This window comes from Isoptericola sp. b515, from assembly GCF_030588125.1.
GTDB lineage: Bacteria > Actinomycetota > Actinomycetes > Actinomycetales > Cellulomonadaceae > Isoptericola > Isoptericola sediminis.
The window spans coordinates 1,093,364-1,114,007 of record NZ_JAUQYR010000001.1 but is presented as its reverse complement, the minus strand read 5'-3'; the positions used below and the strand labels follow the sequence as shown (position 1 = coordinate 1,114,007).

Annotated in this window: 25 protein-coding genes; 13 read left to right on the top strand and 12 right to left on the bottom strand. The window is 74.1% G+C overall.

What is annotated here, in order from left to right; all coding sequences use genetic code 11:
- Nucleotides 1-36: 36 nt before the first annotated feature.
- Both Q6350_RS05080 and Q6350_RS05075 read right to left on the bottom strand, forming a co-directional pair.
- Nucleotides 37-660, bottom strand: coding sequence for a response regulator (locus tag Q6350_RS05080; RefSeq protein WP_304604779.1), 624 nt, complete (start codon nt 658-660; stop codon nt 37-39).
- Entirely contained in the window at nt 657-1,871 is a 1,215-nt protein-coding gene (locus Q6350_RS05075) for a sensor histidine kinase (protein ID WP_305065606.1), read from the bottom strand. The genes Q6350_RS05080 and Q6350_RS05075 overlap by 4 nt, the downstream gene beginning before the upstream one ends.
- A gap of 153 nt (nt 1,872-2,024) precedes the next feature.
- Between Q6350_RS05075 and Q6350_RS05070 the strand changes: the two genes are divergently transcribed.
- Both Q6350_RS05070 and Q6350_RS05065 read left to right on the top strand, forming a co-directional pair.
- The gene (locus tag Q6350_RS05070; RefSeq protein ID WP_304604781.1) at nt 2,025-3,113 is read left to right on the top strand and encodes an ABC transporter permease; all 1,089 of its coding nucleotides are present in this window, start codon (nt 2,025-2,027) and stop codon (nt 3,111-3,113) included.
- Nucleotides 3,114-3,134: 21 nt separating this feature from the next.
- On the top strand, nt 3,135-3,869 hold the full coding sequence (locus tag Q6350_RS05065) for an ABC transporter ATP-binding protein (protein ID WP_305065604.1): 735 nt from the start codon (nt 3,135-3,137) through the stop codon (nt 3,867-3,869).
- Here the strand turns inward: Q6350_RS05065 and Q6350_RS05060 are convergent.
- Together Q6350_RS05060 and Q6350_RS05055 are read right to left on the bottom strand one after the other, a co-directional pair.
- Nucleotides 3,850-4,854: an adenosine deaminase gene (locus Q6350_RS05060; protein WP_305065602.1), complete on the bottom strand. Its 1,005-nt coding sequence runs from the start codon at nt 4,852-4,854 to the stop codon at nt 3,850-3,852. The two genes, Q6350_RS05065 and Q6350_RS05060, sit on opposite strands and share 20 nt — an antisense overlap.
- Nucleotides 4,855-4,897: 43 nt before the next feature.
- Nucleotides 4,898-5,203 carry a DUF5808 domain-containing protein gene (locus Q6350_RS05055; RefSeq protein ID WP_171246579.1) on the bottom strand — a complete coding sequence of 102 codons (306 nt, stop codon included), beginning with the start codon at nt 5,201-5,203 and terminating at the stop codon, nt 4,898-4,900.
- A 147-nt stretch (nt 5,204-5,350) separates the two neighbouring features.
- Here Q6350_RS05055 and Q6350_RS05050 point away from each other — a divergent pair, with 147 nt between their 5' ends.
- Together Q6350_RS05050 and Q6350_RS05045 are read left to right on the top strand one after the other, a co-directional pair.
- A complete protein-coding gene (locus Q6350_RS05050) occupies nt 5,351-6,694 on the top strand; it encodes a phosphoribosyltransferase family protein (RefSeq protein ID WP_171246580.1) in 1,344 nt (447 codons plus the stop codon).
- A 45-nt stretch (nt 6,695-6,739) separates the two neighbouring features.
- Complete coding sequence (locus tag Q6350_RS05045) at nt 6,740-7,213, top strand: nitroreductase/quinone reductase family protein (RefSeq protein ID WP_305065597.1); 474 nt, start codon at nt 6,740-6,742, stop codon at nt 7,211-7,213.
- A gap of 4 nt (nt 7,214-7,217) precedes the next feature.
- Here Q6350_RS05045 and Q6350_RS05040 read toward each other — a convergent pair whose 3' ends face one another.
- Nucleotides 7,218-8,570: a DUF2252 domain-containing protein gene (locus Q6350_RS05040; RefSeq protein ID WP_305065595.1), complete on the bottom strand. Its 1,353-nt coding sequence runs from the start codon at nt 8,568-8,570 to the stop codon at nt 7,218-7,220.
- A 131-nt stretch (nt 8,571-8,701) separates the two neighbouring features.
- Between Q6350_RS05040 and Q6350_RS05035 the strand changes: the two genes are divergently transcribed.
- Nucleotides 8,702-9,262, top strand: a complete 561-nt coding sequence (locus tag Q6350_RS05035) for a type 1 glutamine amidotransferase domain-containing protein (RefSeq protein WP_304604786.1) — start codon at nt 8,702-8,704, stop codon at nt 9,260-9,262.
- A gap of 65 nt (nt 9,263-9,327) precedes the next feature.
- Here Q6350_RS05035 and Q6350_RS05030 read toward each other — a convergent pair whose 3' ends face one another.
- The 3 genes from Q6350_RS05030 to Q6350_RS05020 all read right to left on the bottom strand — a co-directional run bounded on the left by Q6350_RS05030 (nt 9,328) and on the right by Q6350_RS05020 (nt 11,734).
- Complete coding sequence (locus Q6350_RS05030) at nt 9,328-9,774, bottom strand: ATP-binding protein (RefSeq protein ID WP_305065593.1); 447 nt, start codon at nt 9,772-9,774, stop codon at nt 9,328-9,330.
- Nucleotides 9,775-9,833: 59 nt separating this feature from the next.
- Entirely contained in the window at nt 9,834-10,205 is a 372-nt protein-coding gene (locus Q6350_RS05025) for an STAS domain-containing protein (RefSeq protein WP_304604787.1), read from the bottom strand.
- Between the two features lie 146 nt (nt 10,206-10,351).
- Nucleotides 10,352-11,734 (bottom strand): MDR family MFS transporter, encoded by a 1,383-nt coding sequence (locus Q6350_RS05020; protein WP_370375366.1) that lies wholly within the window; start codon nt 11,732-11,734, stop codon nt 10,352-10,354.
- 136 nt (nt 11,735-11,870) lie between these two features.
- Here Q6350_RS05020 and Q6350_RS05015 point away from each other — a divergent pair, with 136 nt between their 5' ends.
- The gene (locus Q6350_RS05015; protein WP_304604789.1) at nt 11,871-12,743 is read left to right on the top strand and encodes an SDR family oxidoreductase; all 873 of its coding nucleotides are present in this window, start codon (nt 11,871-11,873) and stop codon (nt 12,741-12,743) included.
- Here the strand turns inward: Q6350_RS05015 and Q6350_RS05010 are convergent.
- Complete coding sequence (locus Q6350_RS05010; RefSeq protein ID WP_305065591.1) at nt 12,727-13,056, bottom strand: response regulator transcription factor; 330 nt, start codon at nt 13,054-13,056, stop codon at nt 12,727-12,729. The genes Q6350_RS05015 and Q6350_RS05010 overlap by 17 nt on opposite strands.
- Before the next feature lie 208 nt (nt 13,057-13,264).
- Here Q6350_RS05010 and Q6350_RS05005 point away from each other — a divergent pair, with 208 nt between their 5' ends.
- Complete coding sequence (locus Q6350_RS05005) at nt 13,265-13,573, top strand: hypothetical protein (protein ID WP_305065589.1); 309 nt, start codon at nt 13,265-13,267, stop codon at nt 13,571-13,573.
- A 203-nt stretch (nt 13,574-13,776) separates the two neighbouring features.
- On the top strand, nt 13,777-14,730 hold the full coding sequence (locus tag Q6350_RS05000; protein WP_305065587.1) for a sugar phosphate isomerase/epimerase: 954 nt from the start codon (nt 13,777-13,779) through the stop codon (nt 14,728-14,730).
- A gap of 131 nt (nt 14,731-14,861) precedes the next feature.
- On the opposite strand, the gene Q6350_RS04995 is transcribed toward Q6350_RS05000, so the two are convergent.
- Both Q6350_RS04995 and Q6350_RS04990 read right to left on the bottom strand, forming a co-directional pair.
- Nucleotides 14,862-15,482 (bottom strand): hypothetical protein, encoded by a 621-nt coding sequence (locus tag Q6350_RS04995; RefSeq protein WP_304606379.1) that lies wholly within the window; start codon nt 15,480-15,482, stop codon nt 14,862-14,864.
- Nucleotides 15,479-16,348 carry a PASTA domain-containing protein gene (locus Q6350_RS04990; protein ID WP_304606380.1) on the bottom strand — a complete coding sequence of 290 codons (870 nt, stop codon included), beginning with the start codon at nt 16,346-16,348 and terminating at the stop codon, nt 15,479-15,481. The genes Q6350_RS04995 and Q6350_RS04990 overlap by 4 nt, the downstream gene beginning before the upstream one ends.
- Before the next feature lie 137 nt (nt 16,349-16,485).
- Between Q6350_RS04990 and Q6350_RS04985 the strand changes: the two genes are divergently transcribed.
- From Q6350_RS04985 to Q6350_RS04970, 4 genes are all read left to right on the top strand, one after another.
- The gene (locus tag Q6350_RS04985; protein ID WP_305065585.1) at nt 16,486-17,751 is read left to right on the top strand and encodes an MFS transporter; all 1,266 of its coding nucleotides are present in this window, start codon (nt 16,486-16,488) and stop codon (nt 17,749-17,751) included.
- On the top strand, nt 17,748-18,098 hold the full coding sequence (locus Q6350_RS04980; protein ID WP_305065583.1) for a helix-turn-helix transcriptional regulator: 351 nt from the start codon (nt 17,748-17,750) through the stop codon (nt 18,096-18,098). Before Q6350_RS04985 ends, Q6350_RS04980 begins: the two co-directional genes overlap by 4 nt.
- Before the next feature lie 78 nt (nt 18,099-18,176).
- A complete protein-coding gene (locus Q6350_RS04975) occupies nt 18,177-18,857 on the top strand; it encodes a phosphatase PAP2 family protein (RefSeq protein ID WP_304606382.1) in 681 nt (226 codons plus the stop codon).
- Nucleotides 18,854-19,558, top strand: coding sequence for a phosphatase PAP2 family protein (locus tag Q6350_RS04970; RefSeq protein ID WP_304606384.1), 705 nt, complete (start codon nt 18,854-18,856; stop codon nt 19,556-19,558). Before Q6350_RS04975 ends, Q6350_RS04970 begins: the two co-directional genes overlap by 4 nt.
- Before the next feature lie 15 nt (nt 19,559-19,573).
- On the opposite strand, the gene Q6350_RS04965 is transcribed toward Q6350_RS04970, so the two are convergent.
- A complete protein-coding gene (locus tag Q6350_RS04965) occupies nt 19,574-20,269 on the bottom strand; it encodes a GPR1/FUN34/YaaH family transporter (RefSeq protein WP_305065580.1) in 696 nt (231 codons plus the stop codon).
- 162 nt (nt 20,270-20,431) lie between these two features.
- Between Q6350_RS04965 and Q6350_RS04960 the strand changes: the two genes are divergently transcribed.
- Nucleotides 20,432-20,638 (top strand): heavy-metal-associated domain-containing protein, encoded by a 207-nt coding sequence (locus tag Q6350_RS04960; protein ID WP_171246600.1) that lies wholly within the window; start codon nt 20,432-20,434, stop codon nt 20,636-20,638.
- Nucleotides 20,639-20,644 lie beyond the last annotated feature (6 nt).

Below are 20,644 nucleotides of genomic sequence, written 5' to 3'. Positions count from 1 at the left end.
TCGCGCCCCCTCCCCCCACGGACCGCCCGCGGTCGGTCAGGGCAGTAGCCCGCGCTCCCGCGCCACCGCGACCGCCTCGGTGCGCGAGCGCGTCCCCAGCTTGGTGTTCACGTGCGTCAGGTGCGTCTTGACGGTCGCGACCGACACGACCAGCTCGCGGGCGACCGCTTCGTTGGACCGTCCGGCCGCGACCAGCGCCAGCACCTCGAGCTCCCGTGAGCTCAACGCCTCGAAGGGCTGCCTGACCCGGCCCAGCAGCCGGCGCTGCACCGCGGGGTCCAGGACGGTCCGGCCCGCGGCGGCCGCCCGGACCGCCCCCGCGAGCTCCTCCGTGGGGGCGTCCTTGAGCAGGTACCCCGTCGCGCCGGCCTCCACGGCGGACAGGATCTCGGCGTCCGACCCGTAGGTCGTCACCACCAGCACCGGGACGGCGTACCGGTCCACGACCGTGCGCGTCGCCTCGGCCCCGGTCAGCCGGTCCGGGCCGAACCGCAGGTCGAGCAGGACGACGTCGGCCGTGCCGCCGTCGGCCAGCCATGCCAGCAGCTCCTCGGCGGTCGCGACCTCGTGCACGACGCGCAGGTCCCCGGTGGACTCGACGACGGCGCGCAGGCCGGCCCTGACCACCGGATGGTCGTCGGCGATGACCAGGTCGATCACGGCGCGGCCTCCTCGGCGAGAGGCACCGCGACCGCGAGCGCCGTCCCGCTGCCCGGGGTGCTGTCGACCACGAGGGTGCCGCCGAGCTCCGCCGCCCGCGACCTCATGGCGGCGAGCCCGAACCCGTCGGTCGCCCCCGGGTCGAACCCGCACCCGTCGTCGACGACGTCGAGCACCACGGTGTCGTCGGTGAAGCGCAGCACGACGCCGGCCTGGGTGGCGCGGGCGTGCCGGACCACGTTCGCCAGCGCCGACTGCGCGACCCGCAGCAGCGCGGTCTCCACCGCGAGGGGCAGCGGCCGTGGTGTGCCGCTCGACTCCACGGTCACCGTCAGGGCGCCGGCGTGTCCCGCGGCCTCGTCGGCCGTGGCGGTCGAGCGCTCGGCCACGCGCCGCAGCGCCGCGAGCAGGGTGCCGCCGTCGAGGTCCACGGGGGTCAGGTCGCGCACGAACCGTCGGGCCTCGGCGAGGCTGCTCGCGGCGGCCTCGCGGGACCGGGCCACGAGCGCCCGTGCCCGGGCGTCGTCGGTCCCGATGGCCTCGTCGGCGGTGCGCAGCAGCAGCTCGATCGCGGACAACGACTGCGCCAGCGTGTCGTGGATGTCGCGGGCGAGCCGTTCCCGCTCCGCCGCGACGGCGGACTCCCGCTCGGCCCGGGCGAGGTGGCGGCGGGCGCGGGTGAGCTCGTCCAGGGCGCGCTGACGCGCCTGGGACTCGCGGACGATCGCCTCGAGGCCCAGCACGACGCCGGCCGCGACGGCGGCACCCAGCACGGGACCGAGCACGAACCCGAGCCACGGCCCCTCGGCGCGCGCCAGCCCGGCACCGACGGCCACGACGGTCGTCACCGCGACCGCGGGCAGCCCCCGGCGCGGCCCCAGGACGTGCATCTGGAGCAGCAGCAGCGGGAAGGCGGTCCACAACGCCTCCGGGGACAGGACCAGCAGCACGGCCCACACCACCGTCAGGGCGGTCACCCAGGCGGCGTCCGGCCACCATCGTCCGCGGGGGGCGTCCACGGGCCGGTCGTACACCCGCACCACGCGTCGTCCGGCCGCGTACAGCCCCAGCAGCACCAGGGCGACGACCGCGGTCGCCGCGCGCTGCCCCGCCGGCGCCCGGACGACCGTGACGACGGTGAGCACGACCAGGAGCACGTCGAGGCCCACCAGGAGCCCGCGTGCCGCCGTGTGCTGCGGGCGACCGTCCATCCGTCCCACGCTAGCCCGCCCGCCGCGCCGCACATCGTCCGAACGGTTGATCCCGGGATCGACCGTGCGGCGCGACAGGACCGCACCCCGGGGCGATGGCACGCCTCGCCGCGCCGACGACGCTGGGGACATCCCTCGTCGAAAGGACCCGCCGTGTTCGTCGCCCTGCGCGACCTGCGTCATGCCCGGGGGCGGTTCGCCCTCATGACCGCCGTCATCGTGCTCGTCACCTTCCTGGTCACCTTCCTCGCCTCCCTGACCGCCGGCCTCGCCCGCGAGTCCACCTCAGCGGTGACCGACCTGCCCGCCGACCACCTGGCGTTCGCCATGCCGGGGCCGGACGACGCCCCGGCCTTCACCGCCTCGCAGGTCACGGCCGACCAGTGGCGACGCTGGCGAGAGGTCCCGGGGGTGGACGCCGCCGAACCCCTCGGGGTCGCGACGACCCGCGCCGGGTCGGCGGCCGGCACCGCCTCGGTCACGGCGTTCGGGGTCCCGGCCGGCTCGCACCTGCTGCCCGCCGGTTCCCCGGACCTCATCACCGGCGGCGTCCTGCTCTCCCCCGCGGCCGCCACCGAGCTCGACGCCGCTCCCGGCGACACCGTGACCGTCGGGGGGACCGCCCTGGAGGTCGTGGGCACCACGGACGTCGAGGCGTCCTTCGCCCACACCCCGGTGGTGTGGACGACCCTCGCGGACTGGCAGGCCGTCGGCGCCCGCGGCACGGGGTCCGCCGACGACCCGGTGGCGACCGTCGTCGCGCTGACCACGAGCGACGACGGAGCGGCCCGGGGCGACACCGCCGTCGGCACGACCACCGTGACGACCGCCCAGGCACGATCGGCCGTGGCCTCCTACGCCGGCGAGAACACGTCGCTGACGACGATGCAGGGGTTCCTGGTCGCGATCTCGGCCCTGGTGGTGGGTGCCTTCTTCAGCGTGTGGACCATCAGCCGGTCGGCCGACGTCGCCGTGCTCAAGGCGCTCGGCGCCACGACCCGATACCTGCTGCGGGACGCGCTCGGCCAGGCGGCCGTGGTGCTCGCCGTGGGAGTCGGGCTCGGGACCCTGCTCACGGCCGTGGGCGGCCGTCTGCTGCCCGCGACGGTCCCCGTGCTGGTGGACACCACCACGACCGTGCTGCCCGCCGCCGGGCTCGTGCTCCTCGGCCTGGCCGGGGCCGCCGTCTCCGTCGCCCGCATCACCCGCATCGACCCGCACGCCGCGCTGGCCGCGCACTGAATACCCCGCAAGGAGAGACCCGTGGACCTGCACCTGGACCGCATCACCCTCGTCTACCCGGACGGGGCCTCGACGCTCACCGCCGTCGACGACGTCTCGCTCACCGTGCCGGGCGGCACCACGACCGCGCTGCTCGGACCGTCCGGGTCGGGCAAGTCGAGCCTGCTGGCGGTCGCGGCCGGCCTGACACCGCCCACCTCGGGCCGGGTCCGTCTCGGGGAGGAGGTCGCGCTCACCCCGACGACCTCCGTGGCCGAGGCGACGCGGTGGCGCCGCGACCACCTCGGCGTCGTCTTCCAGGCACCGCGGTTGCTGGACTCCCTGACGGCCCTGGAACAGCTCGAGCTGCACGCCCACCTGCGCGGCCGACGGCCCGCCACGGTGCGCCGTCGAGCCCTGGAGCTGCTGGACGCCGTCGGGGTGGCCGACCGTGCGCACCACCGGCCGGCGCAGCTCTCGGGCGGCCAGCGGCAGCGCGTCGCGATCGCCCGCGCGCTGGTCGGGGACCCCGCGGTCCTGCTCGTCGACGAGCCGACCTCGGCCCTCGACCACGACCGCGGCGTGCGGGTGGTCGAGCTGATCACGTCCCTGGCCCGCGAGACCGGCGCGGCGACGCTCCTCGTCTCGCACGACGCCTCGACGCTGGAACCGGTGGACGCCACCGCCCGGCTGGTCGACGCCCGCCTCGCGGGCCGGGCCCGGCCGCAGCGGACGGAGGCACCCGGGGGTCGGCGCGTCAGCGCTCCTGCCGGCTGATCTCGGCCAGCAGGGCAGCACGCCGGTCGGCGGGGAGCACGGCGGCCCGGATCGAGTTCTCCGCCAGCCGTGCCCGCTGCCCCGCCGTCATGCCGAGCGACGTCGTCAGGGCCGCGAGGTTGTCGTCCAGGTATCCGCCGAAGTAGGCCGGGTCGTCGGAGTTGACGGACACGTTGAGCCCGCGGCCCAGCATCGCCAGGACCGGGTGGTCCTCCAGCCGGTCGACGGCCCGCAGCGCCACGTTCGACAGCGGGCAGACGGTCAGCGGGACCTGCTCGTCGACGAGCCGCTGGACCAGCGCGTCGTCCTCCAGGGCGCGGATGCCGTGATCGATCCGGTCCACACCGAGCACGTCCAGGGCCTCGACGACGTACTGCGGCGGCCCCTCCTCGCCGGCGTGGGCGATGAGGTGCAGGCCCTCGGCGCGCGCCCGGTCGTAGAGCCGGGCGAAGTTCGACGGCGGGTGGCCGGCCTCGGCCGAGTCCAGCCCGATGCCGACGATCGGCGCGTGCAGGCCGAGGAGGTGGTGGAGCACGTCGAGCGCCTCCGACTCGGGGCGGTCGCGCAGGAACGCCGCGAAGAGCGCGGTCGAGACGCCGTGGTCGGCCTCGCTGCTGGACAGGGCTGCGTCGACACCCTCCAGGACGGCCTCGAGCGGCACGCCGCGGACGACTTGCGCCTGCGGGTCGATCATCACCTCGGCGTGCCGCACCCCGGCACGCGCGGCACGCGCCAGGTAGGCGGTCGTCATGTCCGCGAAGTCCTGCGGGGTGCGCAGCACGGCCATGTTCGCGTAGTACAGGTCGAGGAAGGACTGCAGGTCGCTGAACGCGTACGCGCGGCGCAGGTCCTCGACGTCCGCGAACGGCAGCTCCACGGCGTTCCGCGCGGCCAGCTCCAGGACCAGCTCGGGTTCGAGCGTGCCCTCAAGATGCAGGTGCAGCTCGGCGAAGGGCAGGGCGGCGGGACCGGGGACGGTGCTCACGCCGTCCACCCTGGCACGATCGTCCTGCCGCCGCCGGGACGGCTCAGCCGGCGACGCGCTCCTTGACCAGCGCGACCACGCGGCCGACGTTCACGGTCCAGCCCACGCCGAAGACCTGCGGTCCCAGGACGTGCTCGGCCTCGGGGTCCCAGAGGCGCTCCTTGGCGCGCGAGATCGTCGGCATCCGGAACTCGTACGGCACGAACCCGACCTTGCCGTGCCACTCACGGTCCTCGGGGTCCTTGCGCAGCTCCTTGGTGACGGCCGCGACGGCGATCGCGAGCATCACCACCTTGTAGAACTTCTTGATCCCGCCGGACTTCTTCTTGCCGCTCTTCTCGGTGTCCATCGCGACCTCCGCTCGTCGGTTCCGCCTCCATCCTGCCGCGCCCGGGTCGGCCAGGCCAGGGGACGGCGCACGTCGGGCCCGAGTCCCCGGCCGATTCGGGACCAACGGCCCTTCTGCCGACCCGTCCGCGGCGCGCATCGTGGTGGCATGCCCTTCACCGACCGCACCCAGGCCGGGCAGCGTCTCGCCGAGGAGCTGGCCGGGCTGCGCGACGAGGACGTCGTCGTCCTCGGCCTCCCCCGGGGCGGGGTCCCCGTGGCGTTCGAGGTCGCCGTCGCGCTGGACGCACCGCTCGACGTCATCGTCGTGCGCAAGCTGGGCGTCCCCTACCAGCCCGAGCTGGCGATGGGTGCGGTCGGTGAAGGGGACGCCCGGGTGGTGGACGACCAGGTCGTCAGCCGCGCCCAGGTCACGGCCGAGGAGCTCGCCGGCGCCGAGGCCACCGAACGCGCGGAGCTGGACCGGCGCGTGCACAGGATCCGCCGCCAGCACCCGCTCGTGCCCCTCGCGGGCCGCACGGCCCTCGTCGTGGACGACGGGGTCGCAACCGGGTCGACGGCGCGCACCGCGTGCCTCATCGCCCGGGACCGGGGAGCGGCCCGCGTCGTGGTGGCCGTGCCCGTGGGTGCCGCGCCGGCACTGGAAGCACTGCAGGAGGTAGCCGATGACGTGGTCTACGTCGAGAGCCCCCGCGCGTTCCGCGCCGTGGGCGAGTGGTACGCGGACTTCCGCCAGGTCGACGACGAGCAGGTCATGGCGCTGCTCGAGCGTGCGACGCACGCGGCCCGGCCCGCCGAGCCCCCGAGCGTGGACCCGCCACCACCACGGGACGAGGACGTCGAGATCCGGGCTGGTGCGCTGATGCTCAACGGACATCTCACCGTGCCGCAGGACCCGGTCGGGCTGGTGGTGTTCGCCCACGGCAGCGGCAGCAGCCGGCACAGCCCGCGCAACCGGCGTGTCGCCCAGGTCCTCAACGAGGCGGGACTGGGCACGCTCATCTTCGACCTGCTCACCGCCCGCGAGGAGTGGGAGCGTCCGATGGTGTTCGACATCCGACGCATGGCCGGGCGGCTGGTCGACGCCACCTGGTGGCTGCGCACCACCCAGGGCTGGGACGATTTCCCCATCGGGTACTTCGGGGCGAGCACCGGTGCGGCCGCGGCGCTGCGGGCCGCCGCCCAGCTCGGCCACGACATCTCCGCCGTCGTCTCCCGCGGAGGCCGTCCGGACCTGGCCGCGGACTGGTTGCACGAGGTCCGCGCCCCCACCCTGCTGGTGGTCGGCGGCGAGGACTCCTGCGTGCTGGACCTCAACCGCCGCGCCCAGCGACGGCTGCGGTGCGAGAACGACCTGGCGGTCGTTCCCGGGGCCACGCACCTGTTCGAGGAGCCGGGGACGCTGGACCGCGCGGCCGAGCTCGCCCGGGACTGGTTCCTCGGGCACATGCCTCAGAGCACCGCCACGTCGCAGGCGGTCCTGCACACCTGAGCAGCCGTGCCGCTACGGTGGAGGTCGTCGACCTCCGGAGGACCGATGACCTTCAGCCACTCCACGGGCACCCGCGGAGCGCGCAAGCCGGGCCGCGTCGTGCGGTGGTTCAACGGGCTGGCCCTGCGCCGGATCCGTCGCCGCGGCGGTCCCGTGCTGGGGATGCGGCTGCTGGCGCTGACCACCGTCGGGCGCCGGAGCGGAGCGGCCCGCACCACCCCGCTGGCCTACTTCCACGGCGGCCCGGACCGGTGGTACGTCGTCGCGTCGGCCAACGGCGCGGCCACGAACCCGGCCTGGTACCTCAACCTCGCCGCCCGGCCCGACGAGGTCGAGATCGTCGTGGACGGCGAGACCGTCCCCGTCCGGGCACGGGAGCTGCACGACGACGAACGCGCGCAGGTGTGGGGACGCATCACGACGACGTCGCCCCAGTTCGCGAAGTACGAGCGCGCCACGGACCGGCACATCCCCGTCATCGAGCTCACCCGGCGCGACGGGGACGCACCGTCGGCCTGACGCGTCACCCGTCGGCGACGCTCCGGCGGAACCGGTCGTGGTCGGCCTGGTTCTGCTCGGCGTACGCGACCGCGAAGTCGGCCAGGGCATCGGCGAACGTCCTGCCCGAGCCGAGGTAGCCGGCGATCGTCACCGCATCGCCGGAGCGGGCGTGGGCGTGGGCGAGGGTCCGCCCGCACAGCTCGACGTAGGCCCCGAGCCGGTCCGGGTCCATCGCCGCGACGTCCGCGGACCCCTTCATGTCGTGGAACTGCCGCCAGTAGTAGTGCCGGCCCACCGAGGTGTCGGACCACCCGAGGAACACGTCGGGGCTGGCCTGCACCAGGCGACGGCCCTCGACCACGCGCCGGCCGGCGTGCGGGTCGGGACGCGTCGGCACGTAGGCCTGCAGCACCGAGTCCGTGGCCTCCTTGACCTGCAGGAACAGGGGTTCGCCGTGGTCGCGCCCGGTGAGCAGCACGACCCAGCACCGCGTCCCGACGCTGCCCACACCGACGACCTTGAGCGCCACGTCCACGACGGAGAACCGCTGCAGCAGGTACCGCCGGTCGGGCGGCAGCGACTCGACGTAGCCGGCGAAGGTCTCCGCCACCCGGGTGTGCATCTCCTCGGCGTCCAGGTGCTCCGTCAGGTCGCGCAGGGGCACCAGCAGCGGCGGCTGGCTGCGGATCCGGAGCCGACCGTCGACGGTCTCGGCGAGCTTGCCCAGCGCCCGGACCGAGTCCCTCCCCCGGGCCTTGGCCATCCCCTTGTCGAACACCTTGCGGTCGGCCTTCGAGGGCAGCGCGCGGCGCACGTCGGCGAGGGACACCTGCTCGTACCAGATCCGCAGCGCGGGCAGATCAGCGAACCGGGACATCGCCCGGGCGTACGTCCGGACCGCACCCCGCGCCGCCCGGCCGCCGACGGTGTCGGACCACCCGTTGTCCCGAGCAGCCACGACGACGCTCGCCGCCAGCCGCTTGACGTCCCACTCCCAGGGTCCGGGCACCGTCTCGTCGAAGTCGTTGAGGTCGAACACCTGGCGCCGCTCCGCCGAGGCGAAGGTACCGAAGTTGGCCAGGTGCGCGTCGCCGCAGAGCTGCACGGGCACGCCGATCGTCGGCGTCGGGGCCAGATCCATCGCCATGACCGCCGCGGAGCCGCGGAAGAAGGCGAAGGCCGACTCCGCCATGCGGGCCCTCCTGACCGGCACCAGCCACGGCAGACGGTCGGCGTCCTGCGCCGCCAGCACCTCGACCGGGTCCGTCCGGTCCGCCGGCGGGGCCCAGCGGCCGTGCGCCGACCGCGGCACGTCCCGGCGCGCGCCCCGGCCCGCCTCCGCCCGTGCCTCTGCTTCCGCCGTCCTCGTCGCCATCGTCGTCGACCTCCGACCGGGTGTCGGATCCATCGTAAGGACGGCGCCGCCGCGCGGCGCGGGCAGCCCGACCGGCAGGATCCGCCGCGGGCCCATACCGTGGGGCTCCCGAACGACGAGAGGAGCGAACCATGGCGACCGATCTCACCGACCTCACCGTCCTGGCGATCGTGACGAACTACGGAGTCGAGCAGGACGAGCTCGTCGTCCCGCTGGAGCACCTGCGCGAGCGCGGGGCCGTCGTGACGGTCGCGGCCGCGACCTCCGACGACGTCGCGACGCTCGTGGGCGACAAGGATCCCGGCCGCACGGTCACCCCGGACGTCACGCTCGACGACGTCGACCCGGCCGGGTTCGACCTGCTGCTCGTGCCGGGCGGCACCCTGAACGCCGACACCCTGCGGCTGCAGCCGTCGGCGGTCGAGATCGTCCGGTCCTTCACCCGCTCCGGACGCCCCGTCGCCGCCATCTGCCACGGCCCCTGGGTCCTCGTGGAGGCGGGGGTGACGACGGGCAAGACCGTCACCTCCTACCCGTCGCTCCAGACGGACCTGAGCAACGCCGGTGCCGCCTGGAAGGACGCGCCCGTGGTCGTGGACCCGGGCGAGGGGTGGACGCTCATCACGTCCCGGACCCCGGACGACCTGGACGACTTCCTCGAGGCCGTCGACGAGGTCCTGACCGGATCCTGACGCCCCGGCACGCCGCCGTCCGGGCCCCGTAGCGCGGGACCCGGACGGCGCTGCCGTGCGCGGCCTCAGGCCTCCGGGCTCGTCCTCCCGACGGTGGCCCACACGTGCTTCGACTGGTCGGTCGTGTACCAGCCCACGGCCAGCGAGAGACGGCGCGCGATCATCAGCCCGAGGCCGCCGTGACCGGGGTCGCGGTCCCCGGCGAGCCGTGGCGGCGTGGACAGGTCGTGGTCGGCGACGTCCAGCAGCCAGACCTGCCCGTCACCCAGCAGCCGCACCACCGTGGGCGGCAGACCGTGGCGGACGGCGTTGGTCGCCAGCTCGGACGCGATGAGCACGAGCTTCTCGGCGGTCGACTCCGCGGTCTCCGGGCCTCCCTCTCCCAGCCGCTCCTGCAGGCCGGCGCGCATGGCGGCGACCTCGTCGACCTCGGTCAGGATCCACCGGGCGATCTCGGCGAAGTCCTCCGGCGGTGCGGTGTTGGGTAGTTCGTCGTCCTGTCGAACGGTCACGGCGGTCGCTCCTCACGTGCTCGGGCATGGCAAACCGTCAGGATCGACGGCATCGTCGGCTACCCGACGATGGGTGGTGGTTCGAACCGCGTACGGGGCGCACGTTCCGGGACCTCGGCCGGCGGGATCTCGTCGATCAGCTCGACCAGCTCCAGGGCCCCGCTCATCTCCAGCAGGTCGATCACGGCCTCGGGGGTCCCGACGAGCCGCGGGCGGGTCTCCATCGTCACGTCCATGAGGATCAGGTGCAGGCCCGAGGAGTCCATGAACGTCACCCGGGACAGGTCGACCGTCTTGGCGCGGCCGTCGAGCGTGGCGGCGAGCTGGTCCCGCACGCTGTGCGTGACGCTGAAGTCGATGTCGCCCCACATCACCCAGAGCGACCCCTGCCGCGCCACGCGGACGCCGCCGGACGCCTGTCGTGCCCCCATGCGTGCTGTCCCTTCTTCCTTCTGACGACGTCCCCGGCCCGGCCGCGCAGGACGCCACGTGCGGTCAACACCCGTGCCGGTGTCGGGAAGTCTTGCACGGAACTCGTCCTTTCTCAGGGCGAGCGTCGTCGGCCCGTCGCCGCCGGTCAGTCCACCGCACGCACGGCGGCCCGGCGGTCCCGTGCCGCCTGCCGGTCGGCCGGCAGGAAGAACGCCAGCAGGGCGATCACCCCGCCGCACACCGCCACGACGACGAACACGAGGTGGATCGCCGCCATGAGATCCGGTCCCGACGGCATGCCGTCCGGACCCGTCGTCGCCCGGGCGTTGACGATCGCCCCGCAGACGGCGACGCCGACGGCCGAGCCGAGGGAGCGGGCGAAGATGTTGATCCCGGTGACGGCACCCCGGATCGTGTGGTCCACGGACGACTGGGCGGCGATCAGGGTCGGCACCGCTGTCAGCCCCATCCCGATGCCGACGAGGAACGTGGTGCCCATCACGGCGACGAGCGGGGACGACTCGCCGAGCAGCAGGCTCGACGCCGTGCCGGCGACGACCAGCGTCGAGCCGATGATCGCCGTGAGCCGGAACCCGAGACGCAGGTAGAACCGGCCGGCGTTGGACGCCGACAGCGGCCACCCCACCATCATGGCCGCCAACGCGAACCCCGCCATGAGGGGCCCGAGACCGAGCACCCCCTGGGCGTAGATCGGCACGTAGGTGGCCAGGCCGAGGACGACCATGCCGACGACCAGCGAGATCGCCGTGGCCACCCCGATCACCCGCCGACGCAGCAGACCCAGGTCCAGGATCGGGTGCGCCACCCGGCGGACGTGCCCGACGAAGACGAGGAGCAGCGCGACGGCGAGCGCCAGCACGGTGACCGACGGGACCGAGACCCAGGCCCAGCTGGACCCGCCCTCGAGCAGACCGAGCAGGAGCAGGGCGCTGCCGCCGGCCAGCAGCACGGCACCACGGTGGTCGATCGGCTCCCGGTCACCGTCGAGCGGGGACTCGTGGTAACGCCGCACCAGCATCCAGGCGGCCAGGGCGCACAGCGGGATGTTGACCAGGAAGATCCAGCGCCAGGACACGAACTCCGTGAAGACGCCGCCGAGGGTCGGACCGACGACGGAGGAGATCGCCCACACCGAGGCCAGGTACCCCTGCACCCGGGCCCGCTCCTCCAGGGTGTAGATGTCGGCCGCGATGGTCTGGGACACGGGCATGACGGCCCCGGCGCCGAGACCCTGCAGGACGCGGCCGGCCACCATGGCGCCCATCGACCAGGCGGCCCCGCACAGCACGGACCCGAGGAAGAAGAACCCGACCCCGGCCAGGATGAGCCGCTTGCGGCCGACGATGTCCGAGAGCCGTCCGGCCAGCGGCGTGCTGACGGCCTGGGCGAGGAGGTAGGACGAGAAGAGCCACGGCACCTGCTCGAACGCCCCGAGCTCGTCGGCGATGGTGGCCGACGCCGTGGCGATGATCGTCGCGTCCAGGGCGACCAGGGCCGTGGACAGCATGAGGGACAGCAGGACCGGCCCGCGCTCGGAGCGCAGGCCCACGGACGTCGACGTCGGGGGCACGTCAAGCACAAGCCCCGGGCAAGCGTCGGGTATTCCGGGTGGCCGGTCCGCCCGCGGGACGTAGCGTGCTGCCATGTCGTCCGCACCGCCCCTGTCGGGTCGCACCGCCCTGGTCACCGGGGTCTCACGCCGGAAGGGCATCGGTGTCGCCGTCGCCCGCGAGCTCGCCGGCCTCGGCGCGCACGTGTTCACCCAGCACTACGCCCCGCACGACGCCGACCAGCCGTGGGGCGCGGACGACCTCGCCGCTGTCGACGGCGCCGTCCGGGCGGCGCTGCACGACGGCGCGCGCTCCGGGTCGGCGTCCGCGGACCTCCGGGACCCTGCGCAGGTCGAGTCGCTGTTCGACGCCGCGCGGGCGCTGACCGGCCGCGTCGACGTCCTGGTGTGCAACCACGCGCGCAGCGGCGGGGACGGCTCGATCCTGGACATGACGCCGGAGGCGCTCGACGCCCACTGGCAGACGAACACCCGCTCCACGCTGCTGCTCACCCGCCTGTTCGCCCGGCAGCGCCGCGAGGACGCGCCCGCCCTGCGCCCCGGGGAGACGCTGCGGCGGACCGCACCCGCCGACCCGGCCGGCGCGCCCAAGGTCGTGTGGATGACGTCCGGCCAGGAGCAGGGACCGATGCCGGGCGAGGTCGCCTACGCCACCTCCAAGGCCGCCCTGGCCGGCATCACACCCACCGTCGCCGCCGAGCTGCTCGACCTCGGCATCGTCCTCAACACCGTCAACCCGGGTCCCGTGAACACGGGCTACCTCGACCCCGGCACGACCGACCGGCCGCTCGCCGAGCTCGAGGCGCTGCGCGCGGCGACGCCGTTCGGCCGCTGGGGCGAGCCCGCCGACCCGGCACGGCTCATCGGCTGGCTCGTGAGCCCCGCCGGGTCGTGGATGGTGGGGCAGGTGCTCACCAGCGACGGCGGGTTCAGCCTCCAGCGCTGACGGTCTCCGCACCGGGACGGGGCCCGGCGGTGGCCGCGGCCGCGACCGCCGCCGTCCGGCTCGACACCCCCAGCCGTGCGTAGACCTGGTCGAGGTGGGCGCGCACCGTGCCGACGGAGATGCCGAGAGCGTGCGCGATCTCCTGGTTCGTCGGGCCGGTCGCGACCAGCTCCACGATCTCCCGCTGCCGGGCGGTCAGCGCCGGCGCGTCTGGCTCGACGCCGGTGGCGACGGCCACCAGCATCTCGCGCAGCGCGGGGAGCAGCAGGCGGCACATCGTCACCTGACGCTCGCCGAAGGGCTCCCCCGTCAAGCGAGGCGCCACCACCCGGACCGCCCGCCCCCGCGTCGTCGACCACGTCGGCGGGGCGCCCCGCCACGGTCTCCCGACCCGACTCGACCTCCTGGACGTACTCGGAGGTGAAGTCGCGGGCGTCGGTGGCGTTGAGCGCGACACCATCGCAGCCGAGCATCTGCTCGAGCCGGCGCAGGATCTCCGCCGTCACCGCCGTCGTCGGCTCGTGCCGACGCACGTCGGCCAGGTCGAGGAGGTCGCCGAGAACGGCGAGATCGTCGCTGGTCGCCCCCCCGGGTCCGGTCTCGGGTCGGCGGGACCGGACGACGTCGTCGTCCGGCTCTCCACCAGCGGCCCGTGGGCCACCGGGGGCGACGAGATCACCCGGCTCCTGACGCGGGACGACGAGACCGGCTCGCCCACCATCTGGTCCGACCTGACGGCCGGGACCTGCGAACCTCCCGGGGAGGTCAGCAGCCGCCCGCCGTGGGAACGGAAGTTCGGCAACCCCTGGGGCGGTTTCTCCCCGCACTGACCCGGTCCGCGGCCCCGACACCGTCGTCGGCTCGGTCGCCTACTTTTGATCGCACTCCGACTGAAGAGAGGTATTGCGCTCTTCGCTTTCGCTGATATCTTGCATAAGTACGGGGGCGGATATCGCCGGTCACCCGCCGGTACCCGCCCCCGATCCATGTGCCCGATGGTGGGCACGATCTCCTTCCGAGAGGAATCCCGACGATGCGACGTACTCTCCTCACCCGGGCCGCCACGACCGCGGCGGCCGCAGGACTCGCCCTTCCCCTCGTGGCGGCCGCACCGGCCGTCGCCGACGCACACCAGGACGGCCGATCCGCCGGCGCCTCGGACCAGTGCTCCGGCCGCTCGGTGCCGGCGAGCAAGATCTCGTTCCAGCTCTACAGCTACAGCGCCTGGCAGCAGGAGATCGGGGTCGACGCCGTCCTCGGCGAGCTGGCCGACATCGGCTACAAGAACGTCGAGCCGTTCGGCGGGAGCTACGAGGGCCGCACGGCCGAGGAGTTCCGCGCGCTGCTCAAGGAGCACCAGCTCAAGGCACCCAGCTCCCACGGCGGCACCGACCCGGAGACGTTCGACGAGACCCTCGACTTCGCCAAGACCCTCGGCCAGAAGTACACGGGGTCGGGCGGCTGGTCCGGTCCCGGCGTCCCGTTCTTCGGCGGCTCGACGTCGTGGGAGAGCGCCATGGAGACCGCCGAGGCGATGAACGCCGCCGGTGAGCAGTCCGTGAAGGCGGGCACCGGCAAGCACTTCGGCCACAACCACTGGAACGAGTTCGTCCTCGAGGTCACCGACCCCGCCTCGGGCGAGACGATGAGCTGGTGGGAGGCCGTGGTCCGGAACACCGACCCGCGGTACGTCGCGTTCCAGGTCGACGTCTACTGGGCGACCGACGGCGGCGCCGACGTCGTCGAGCTGCTCGAGGAGTACGGCGACCGCATCGACCTGCTGCACATCAAGGACGGCGACCTGTCCGGCCCGACCCCGGCGTTCGGCACCCAGACCGTCGTCGGCGAGGGTGACATCGACTGGCCGTCGATCCTCGACGCGGCCCAGGGCAAGGTCAAGTACTACGTCATCGAGATGGACGGCGCCCCGACCGACGCGAGCTTCGCGCGGGAGAGCTTCGAGTACCTGACCTGCCTCGACTTCTGACGGGTCCCGCCTCGACCGTGACGACGGCGCGCGGCCCGGAACCGGGCCGCGCGCCGTCGTCACGGGTCCGGACGTCTCAGGGACGCAGCAGCGCCTTGATCGCGCGGCGCTCGTCCATGGCGTGACCCGGATCAGGACTCCCCGCGGAAGACCGCCGACCGCCCCGACGTCAGCGGGATCGGCCGGCGCAGCCGCACCAGCGCCTCGACGTCGAGGGTGCGGGACCTCTCCACGAGCCGCACCCCGTCCAGGGAGAGGGTGCCCGTGACGTCGGCCGACCCGCCCCGGACCGCCACCAGGGAGCCGCCCGCGACGACGGCCGCGACCCCCGTGAGGACGGCGACGAGCGAGATCTCGAAGGTGAACCGGTGCAGGGGGACGCCGTCGACGGACAGGTCGACCCGCGGGTGGTGCGTCGCGGTGATCCGGTGCGTGGCCAGCGCGACGATCTCCTCCCCGGGGGCGAGGGCGGTCCGCCGGCCGGCCGCCGTGAGGTCGGCGACGGACCGCCACGAGCGCAGCAGGACGTCGCCGAGGTCGAGGTCGAGCAGCCCGTCCGCCACGGCGGCGAGCTCGGACCCGACGGCCTCCCGCGTCGCCGTGGTGGCCCGCCGCACGCCCTGGAGCGCCGTGCCGCCGATCCCGTGCCGCCGGACGGCCTCGCCGAGCACCTGCGCGGTGTCCCGGCCCGAGCCGTCGTCGAGGAGGAAGACGCGCGCCGTCATCGCCGGCGCGGCGGTCGTCGTGGTCATCGTCCGATCACCTCCAGGTGCTGGTCCACGTCGTCCGCGGAGGCGACGAGCCGGATCACGAGGGTCGCGCCGGGTCCCGCGGGGTCCGTCGGGTCCGCGGCGAGCGTCACGGTGGGCGGTGGGGTCGGGGCGGGCCGGACCCGGACGTGCTCGCTCACCCACCGCCGGTCCTGCCGGCGACGGGCCCGGCGCAGCCGGGGGGCACCGGCTGCGGCCCCGGCGACGAGCAGCGCGACCAGGACGATCCACAGCAGCGGGAACCGTTCCGCCGGGTCGTCCGTCCCGGTGTTCCCCGGGGGCGGGACGACGGCGGCGAGGGTGACGGCCACCTCGCTCTCGACGTCGACGCCGGTGCCGGGGCCGGGGTCCTGGTCGGCGACGGCATCGCCCTCGCCCGAGACCTCGCCGAGCACGAGGCCCCGCTCGGCCAGCAGCGTCTCGGCCTCGTCGAGCGGGCGGCCCACCAGGTCCGGGACGGTGACCAGGTCGGCGACCGGCTCGACCTCGAACGTGGTCTCGGCCGCGACGTCGTCGGACCTGGCGCACCGGGCGAACACCTCGTGCCCGCCGGGCTCCGCCTCCGTGGGGACCGGGAACGTCGTCTCGTCGGCGCCACCGTCCAGGTCGACGGTCCCGACCACCCCGGACTCTCCCCACAGCAGCTCGACGACGCCGATCGAGCAGTCGAAACCGTCGACGCTCGCCGTGACGGAGGTCCCGGGTGGCCCGGCCGACGGGTCGAGGTCGATCTCCTGCCCGGGCACGACGACGGCGGGGAGCGAGGACAGCAGGCCGAGGACGGCCGCCACCAGCGTCGGCACGACCGTCCGCGTCGCCGGGCGGTTCCGCACGGGTCCGGATCGCACGGGGCCACCTCCGTCCTGGCCGCGGCTCGAGCGTTCCTCTACCGGTCCGGAGCGCCGTGTCTCCCCTGCTGATACGGCCCGCTCGTCGACCCTCGAGCTTTGTTGCGTCTCTGCGCAATCATGCAGACAATGGGTCGGTGCTGCAGGTCCTCGCCCACCCGGTCTACCGTCGGCTCTTCCTCGCCCAGCTCGTCGCCCTCGCCGGCACCGGGCTCGCCACCGTCGCCCTCGGGCTGCTCGCCTACGACCTCGCCGGGGCCGAGGCCGGGCAGGTCCTCGGCACCGCGCTCGCGGTGAAGATGGTCGCCTACGTGTTCGTCGCCCCGCTGGCGGCGGCCGCGGTCGTCCGGCTGCCCCGGCGGTCGGTGATGATCGGCTCCGACGTCGTGCGGCTGCTCGTCGCGGTGTCCCTGCCCTTCGTCGGCGAGGTCTGGCAGGTCTACGTCCTCGTCTTCGTGCTGCAGGCGGCCTCGGCCACGTTCACCCCGACGTTCCAGTCCGTGATCCCCGACGTGCTCGACGACGAGGAGGACTACACCGCGGCGCTGTCCCTGTCCCGGCTGGCCTACGACCTCGAGGCCGTCCTGTCCCCCGTGCTGGCGGCCGGGCTGCTGCTCGTCGTCCCCAGCTCGACCCTCTTCTTCGGCACCGCCGCCGGCTTCGGGGCGTCCGCGCTGCTCGTCGCAGCGACGGTCCTGCCGCGCCGTGGCGCCGACGCCGGCGGGGACGGCCCGCAGATGCCCTTCGGCGAGCGTGCCCGGCACGGGATCCGCCTCTTCGTCCGCACCCCGGCGCTGCGGCCGGTCCTGGCACTCAACATGGCCGTGGCCGCGGCCGGGGCGTTCGTCATCGTCCAGACGGTCGTGATCGCGCGCTCCGCGTTCGGGCAGGGCGAGGACGTCGTCGCGCTGCTGCTGGCCGCCAACGGCGCCGGCTCCATGACGGCGGCTTTCGCCCTGCCCCGGCTGCTGCGCCGCCGGCCCGAACGGCTCGTGATGCTCACGGGGGCCGTTGCCCTCACCGTGGCCACCGCCGTCGTCCCCCTCGCGCTGGCGGCCCCGTCGCCGGTGGCCGGGCTGACGGCCGTCGCGGCGCTGTGGGTGCTCGTCGGCCTCGGCTGGGCGTCGGTGGAGACCCCCGTGGGCCGGATCGTGCGTCGCACGGTCGCTCCCGGCGACCGCCCGGCGGCCTTCGCGGCGCACTTCGCCCTGCTGCACGCCTGCTGGCTGCTCACCTACCCCCTCGCCGGTCTGCTCGGCGTGGGCCTCGGGCTGAGCAGCACCGCGCTCGTGCTCGCGGCCCTCGCGGCGGCCGCGACGGCGACGGCCGCCCTGCTGTGGCCGCGCCGACCCGGACGTCCGGCCACGACGGGGACGGCGGCGCGAGGGACGGTGCCATCATGAGTCCCGTGGCCCCCGCCGAGCGCAGCGCACCCCCGGACGCCGAGCTCGACCGCGCCGTCGAGGTCCTGCGCCTGCTCGCCGACCGCACCCGCCTCGCGATCCTCGTCATGCTCGACGGCACCGAGATCTCGGTCGGGTCGATCGCCGCGGCGCTCGACCGCCCCGTCCCCGCGGTCTCCCAGCACCTGGCCAGGCTGCGTGCCAGCCGGCTGGTCACGTCGCGGCGCGACGGCACCACCGTCTACTACGGCCAGCCCGACGAGCACGTCGCCGCGCTCGTCGCGAACGTGCTGCACCACACGGAGCACCTGCTCTACGAGGTCCCGCCGCACCACCGCTCCCCCTGAACGGACGCGCCGTGCGACCCGCACGGGTCGTCCCCCGCTCGACAAGCGCTGCGGGGACCTGCGGGTTAGTCTCCCGGGATGCTTCGACGATCGCCCCGGGCCCGCGCTCTGGCCCGCGCCGGCGCCTTCGCCGTCGCCGGATTCGTCCCGGTGCTCGTCCTGGCCTGGTTCGTCCGCACGAACGCCACGGTGCAGGAGGCCGACCAGGCCGTCGTCGACGCCGCCGTGTCGGTCACGCTGGACAACGACTGGCTCCTGGACACCTTCGTCGTCTGGTCGGCGGTCACCCAGCCCGGCTGGGTCGTGCTGGCCGGCGGCGCGGTCGCCTTGTGGATGTGGCGCCGACACGACTACCCCGGGCGCGCCCTGTGGGCGGTCGGGACGTTGCTCGCCTCGTGGGGGCTGGCCAACCTCGCCAAGGAAGCCGTCGGACGGGTGCGGCCGGTCGTCGACGAGGTGATCCTCGACGCGCCCGGCCTCAGCTTCCCCTCCGGGCACGCGACGTCCTCAGCCACCGCCGCGGTGACGATCACCCTGCTGGTCTGGCCGGTCCTCGGCCGGGTCGGCCGGGTCGTCGTCCCGCTGGTCGCCACCACGTTCGCGCTGATCACTGCCGCCGACCGCATCTTCCTCGGGGTGCACTTCCCCTCGGACGTGGTCGCCGGCATCCTCCTGGGCGTCACCATCTCCGGTGCGTCCTACCTCGGGTACCGCGGGTGGTCACCCACCACCCGCACCACAGATGCGGAGATTCGATGAACGCCTTCGTCCACCGCTACGAGCTCGACACCAGTCGGCCGACCAAGGGACAGGCCGCCCGGGACGCGGCGGTGCGCGCGCTGGGTCCCGCCGTCCTCGGCTGGCTCGTGCTCCTCGGCGTCGGGTTCCTCGTCGTCGGCCCCCTGAACGACTTCCCCCAGGGGAACACGGTCGAGCAGTGGTTCGCCGATCAGCGGACGTCCACGATGAACACCGTCTCGGAGTGGCTGGGTCGCTTCGGCATGACCGAGGTCGTGATCGGCGTGACCGCGCTGACGGTCGGGATCCTGTGGTGGCGCACCCGCCAGTGGTGGTTCGCCCTCGTGCCGGCGCTCGCGGTCTCCCTGCAATCCCTGCTGTTCATCACCAGCTCCGCCCTGGTCGGGCGGGAGCGCCCGGACGTCGAGCACCTCGACCCGGCCCCGCCGACCTCGAGCTTCCCCAGCGGTCACACCGGTGCGGCGACGGCGCTGTGGCTGACCATGGCGCTGCTCGCCCAGCGCATCTCGAACCCGGTGCTGCGCCGACTGGTCACGGTGGTGTGCGTGGCCATCCCGTTCATCGTCGGCATCTCCCGGATCTACCGCGGCATGCACGGTCCGCTCGACGTCGTCTTCGGCCTGCTCAACGGCCTGTTGTGCGTGGTCGTCGCCTGGTGGTACCTGCGCCGGGACACGTCCGGGGCCGCGCGGACGCGCTGACCCGCCGCGCACTTCTCAGAGCTGCTGGCGCACGCCGGCCGACCGGGCGACTCCCTCGAGCTGCTCCTCCAGGTCGTCGCGCAGCGGCTTGAGTCCGGCTCCCCGACGCAGCACGGGGAGCCGGACGGGGTGGTCGACCTCCTCCAGGACGAACCCGAGCGCGGCGTAGAGCGCCATCGCGGCCAGGACCAGCCCGAGGACACCGGCGGTCGTCTCCCACGCGCCGGACCCGGTGAACTCGGCGACGCCCGTGACCGCGAAGCGCACGCCGGAGCCGATCATGACGGCGGCCGCGACGACCTTGCCGCCCGCCGCCGTCGCCGGGACAACCATGGCGAGGGCGGCGGTGATCAGCAGCACGCCGAGCGCCGGGCTCGAGGAACCGGGCGGTGACGTCAGCGTCGAGACCGCGAGCATGGCCCAGACCCCGGACACCACGGCCATCCCCGTGCCGGCGATCGGGTCGCGGGCCCCGAAGCCGATGATCGCGGCGAGGAGCTGCAGCGGGACGGTGAGCACGAGGACGGCGAGGGCCACGGTGCTCTCCTCGGCAGTGCTGAGGATCCCCAGCTGCAGACAGCTGAACCCGACCGTCGCCACGGCCAGCGCCATGAAGCCGAGGGGAAGCGGGTTGCCCGTGGGGCGGAGCACGATGCGCGTGATCTCGAGCTGTTCGCTGCGCGTGCGCTGCCCGTCATCGGTGTCGTTCATCGCTCCACACAACACGAGGACCACGGACCCCACAACATCGGGACGGACCCCTGCCTGCGCCCCGGGGAGCGGGCCTCGCGCGAACTCGTTGATCTATACCCACTGGGGGTATAGCCTCCCTGGTGACGACCACCCGTCGGTGGTGGCAGGAGAGGAGAGACGATGAGCACGAACACGTACCAGGTCACCGGCATGACCTGCGGCCACTGCGAGATGTCGGTCCGCGAGGAGGTCGGCGAGGTTCCCGGGGTCGAGGAGATCCAGGTGAGCGCCGAGACCGGCACGCTCGTGGTCACCGGTCCCGCCGAGGAGTCCAAGGTCCTGGCCGCGGTCGACGAGGCCGGCTACTCCGCGGTCCGCGTCGGCTGACTCCCC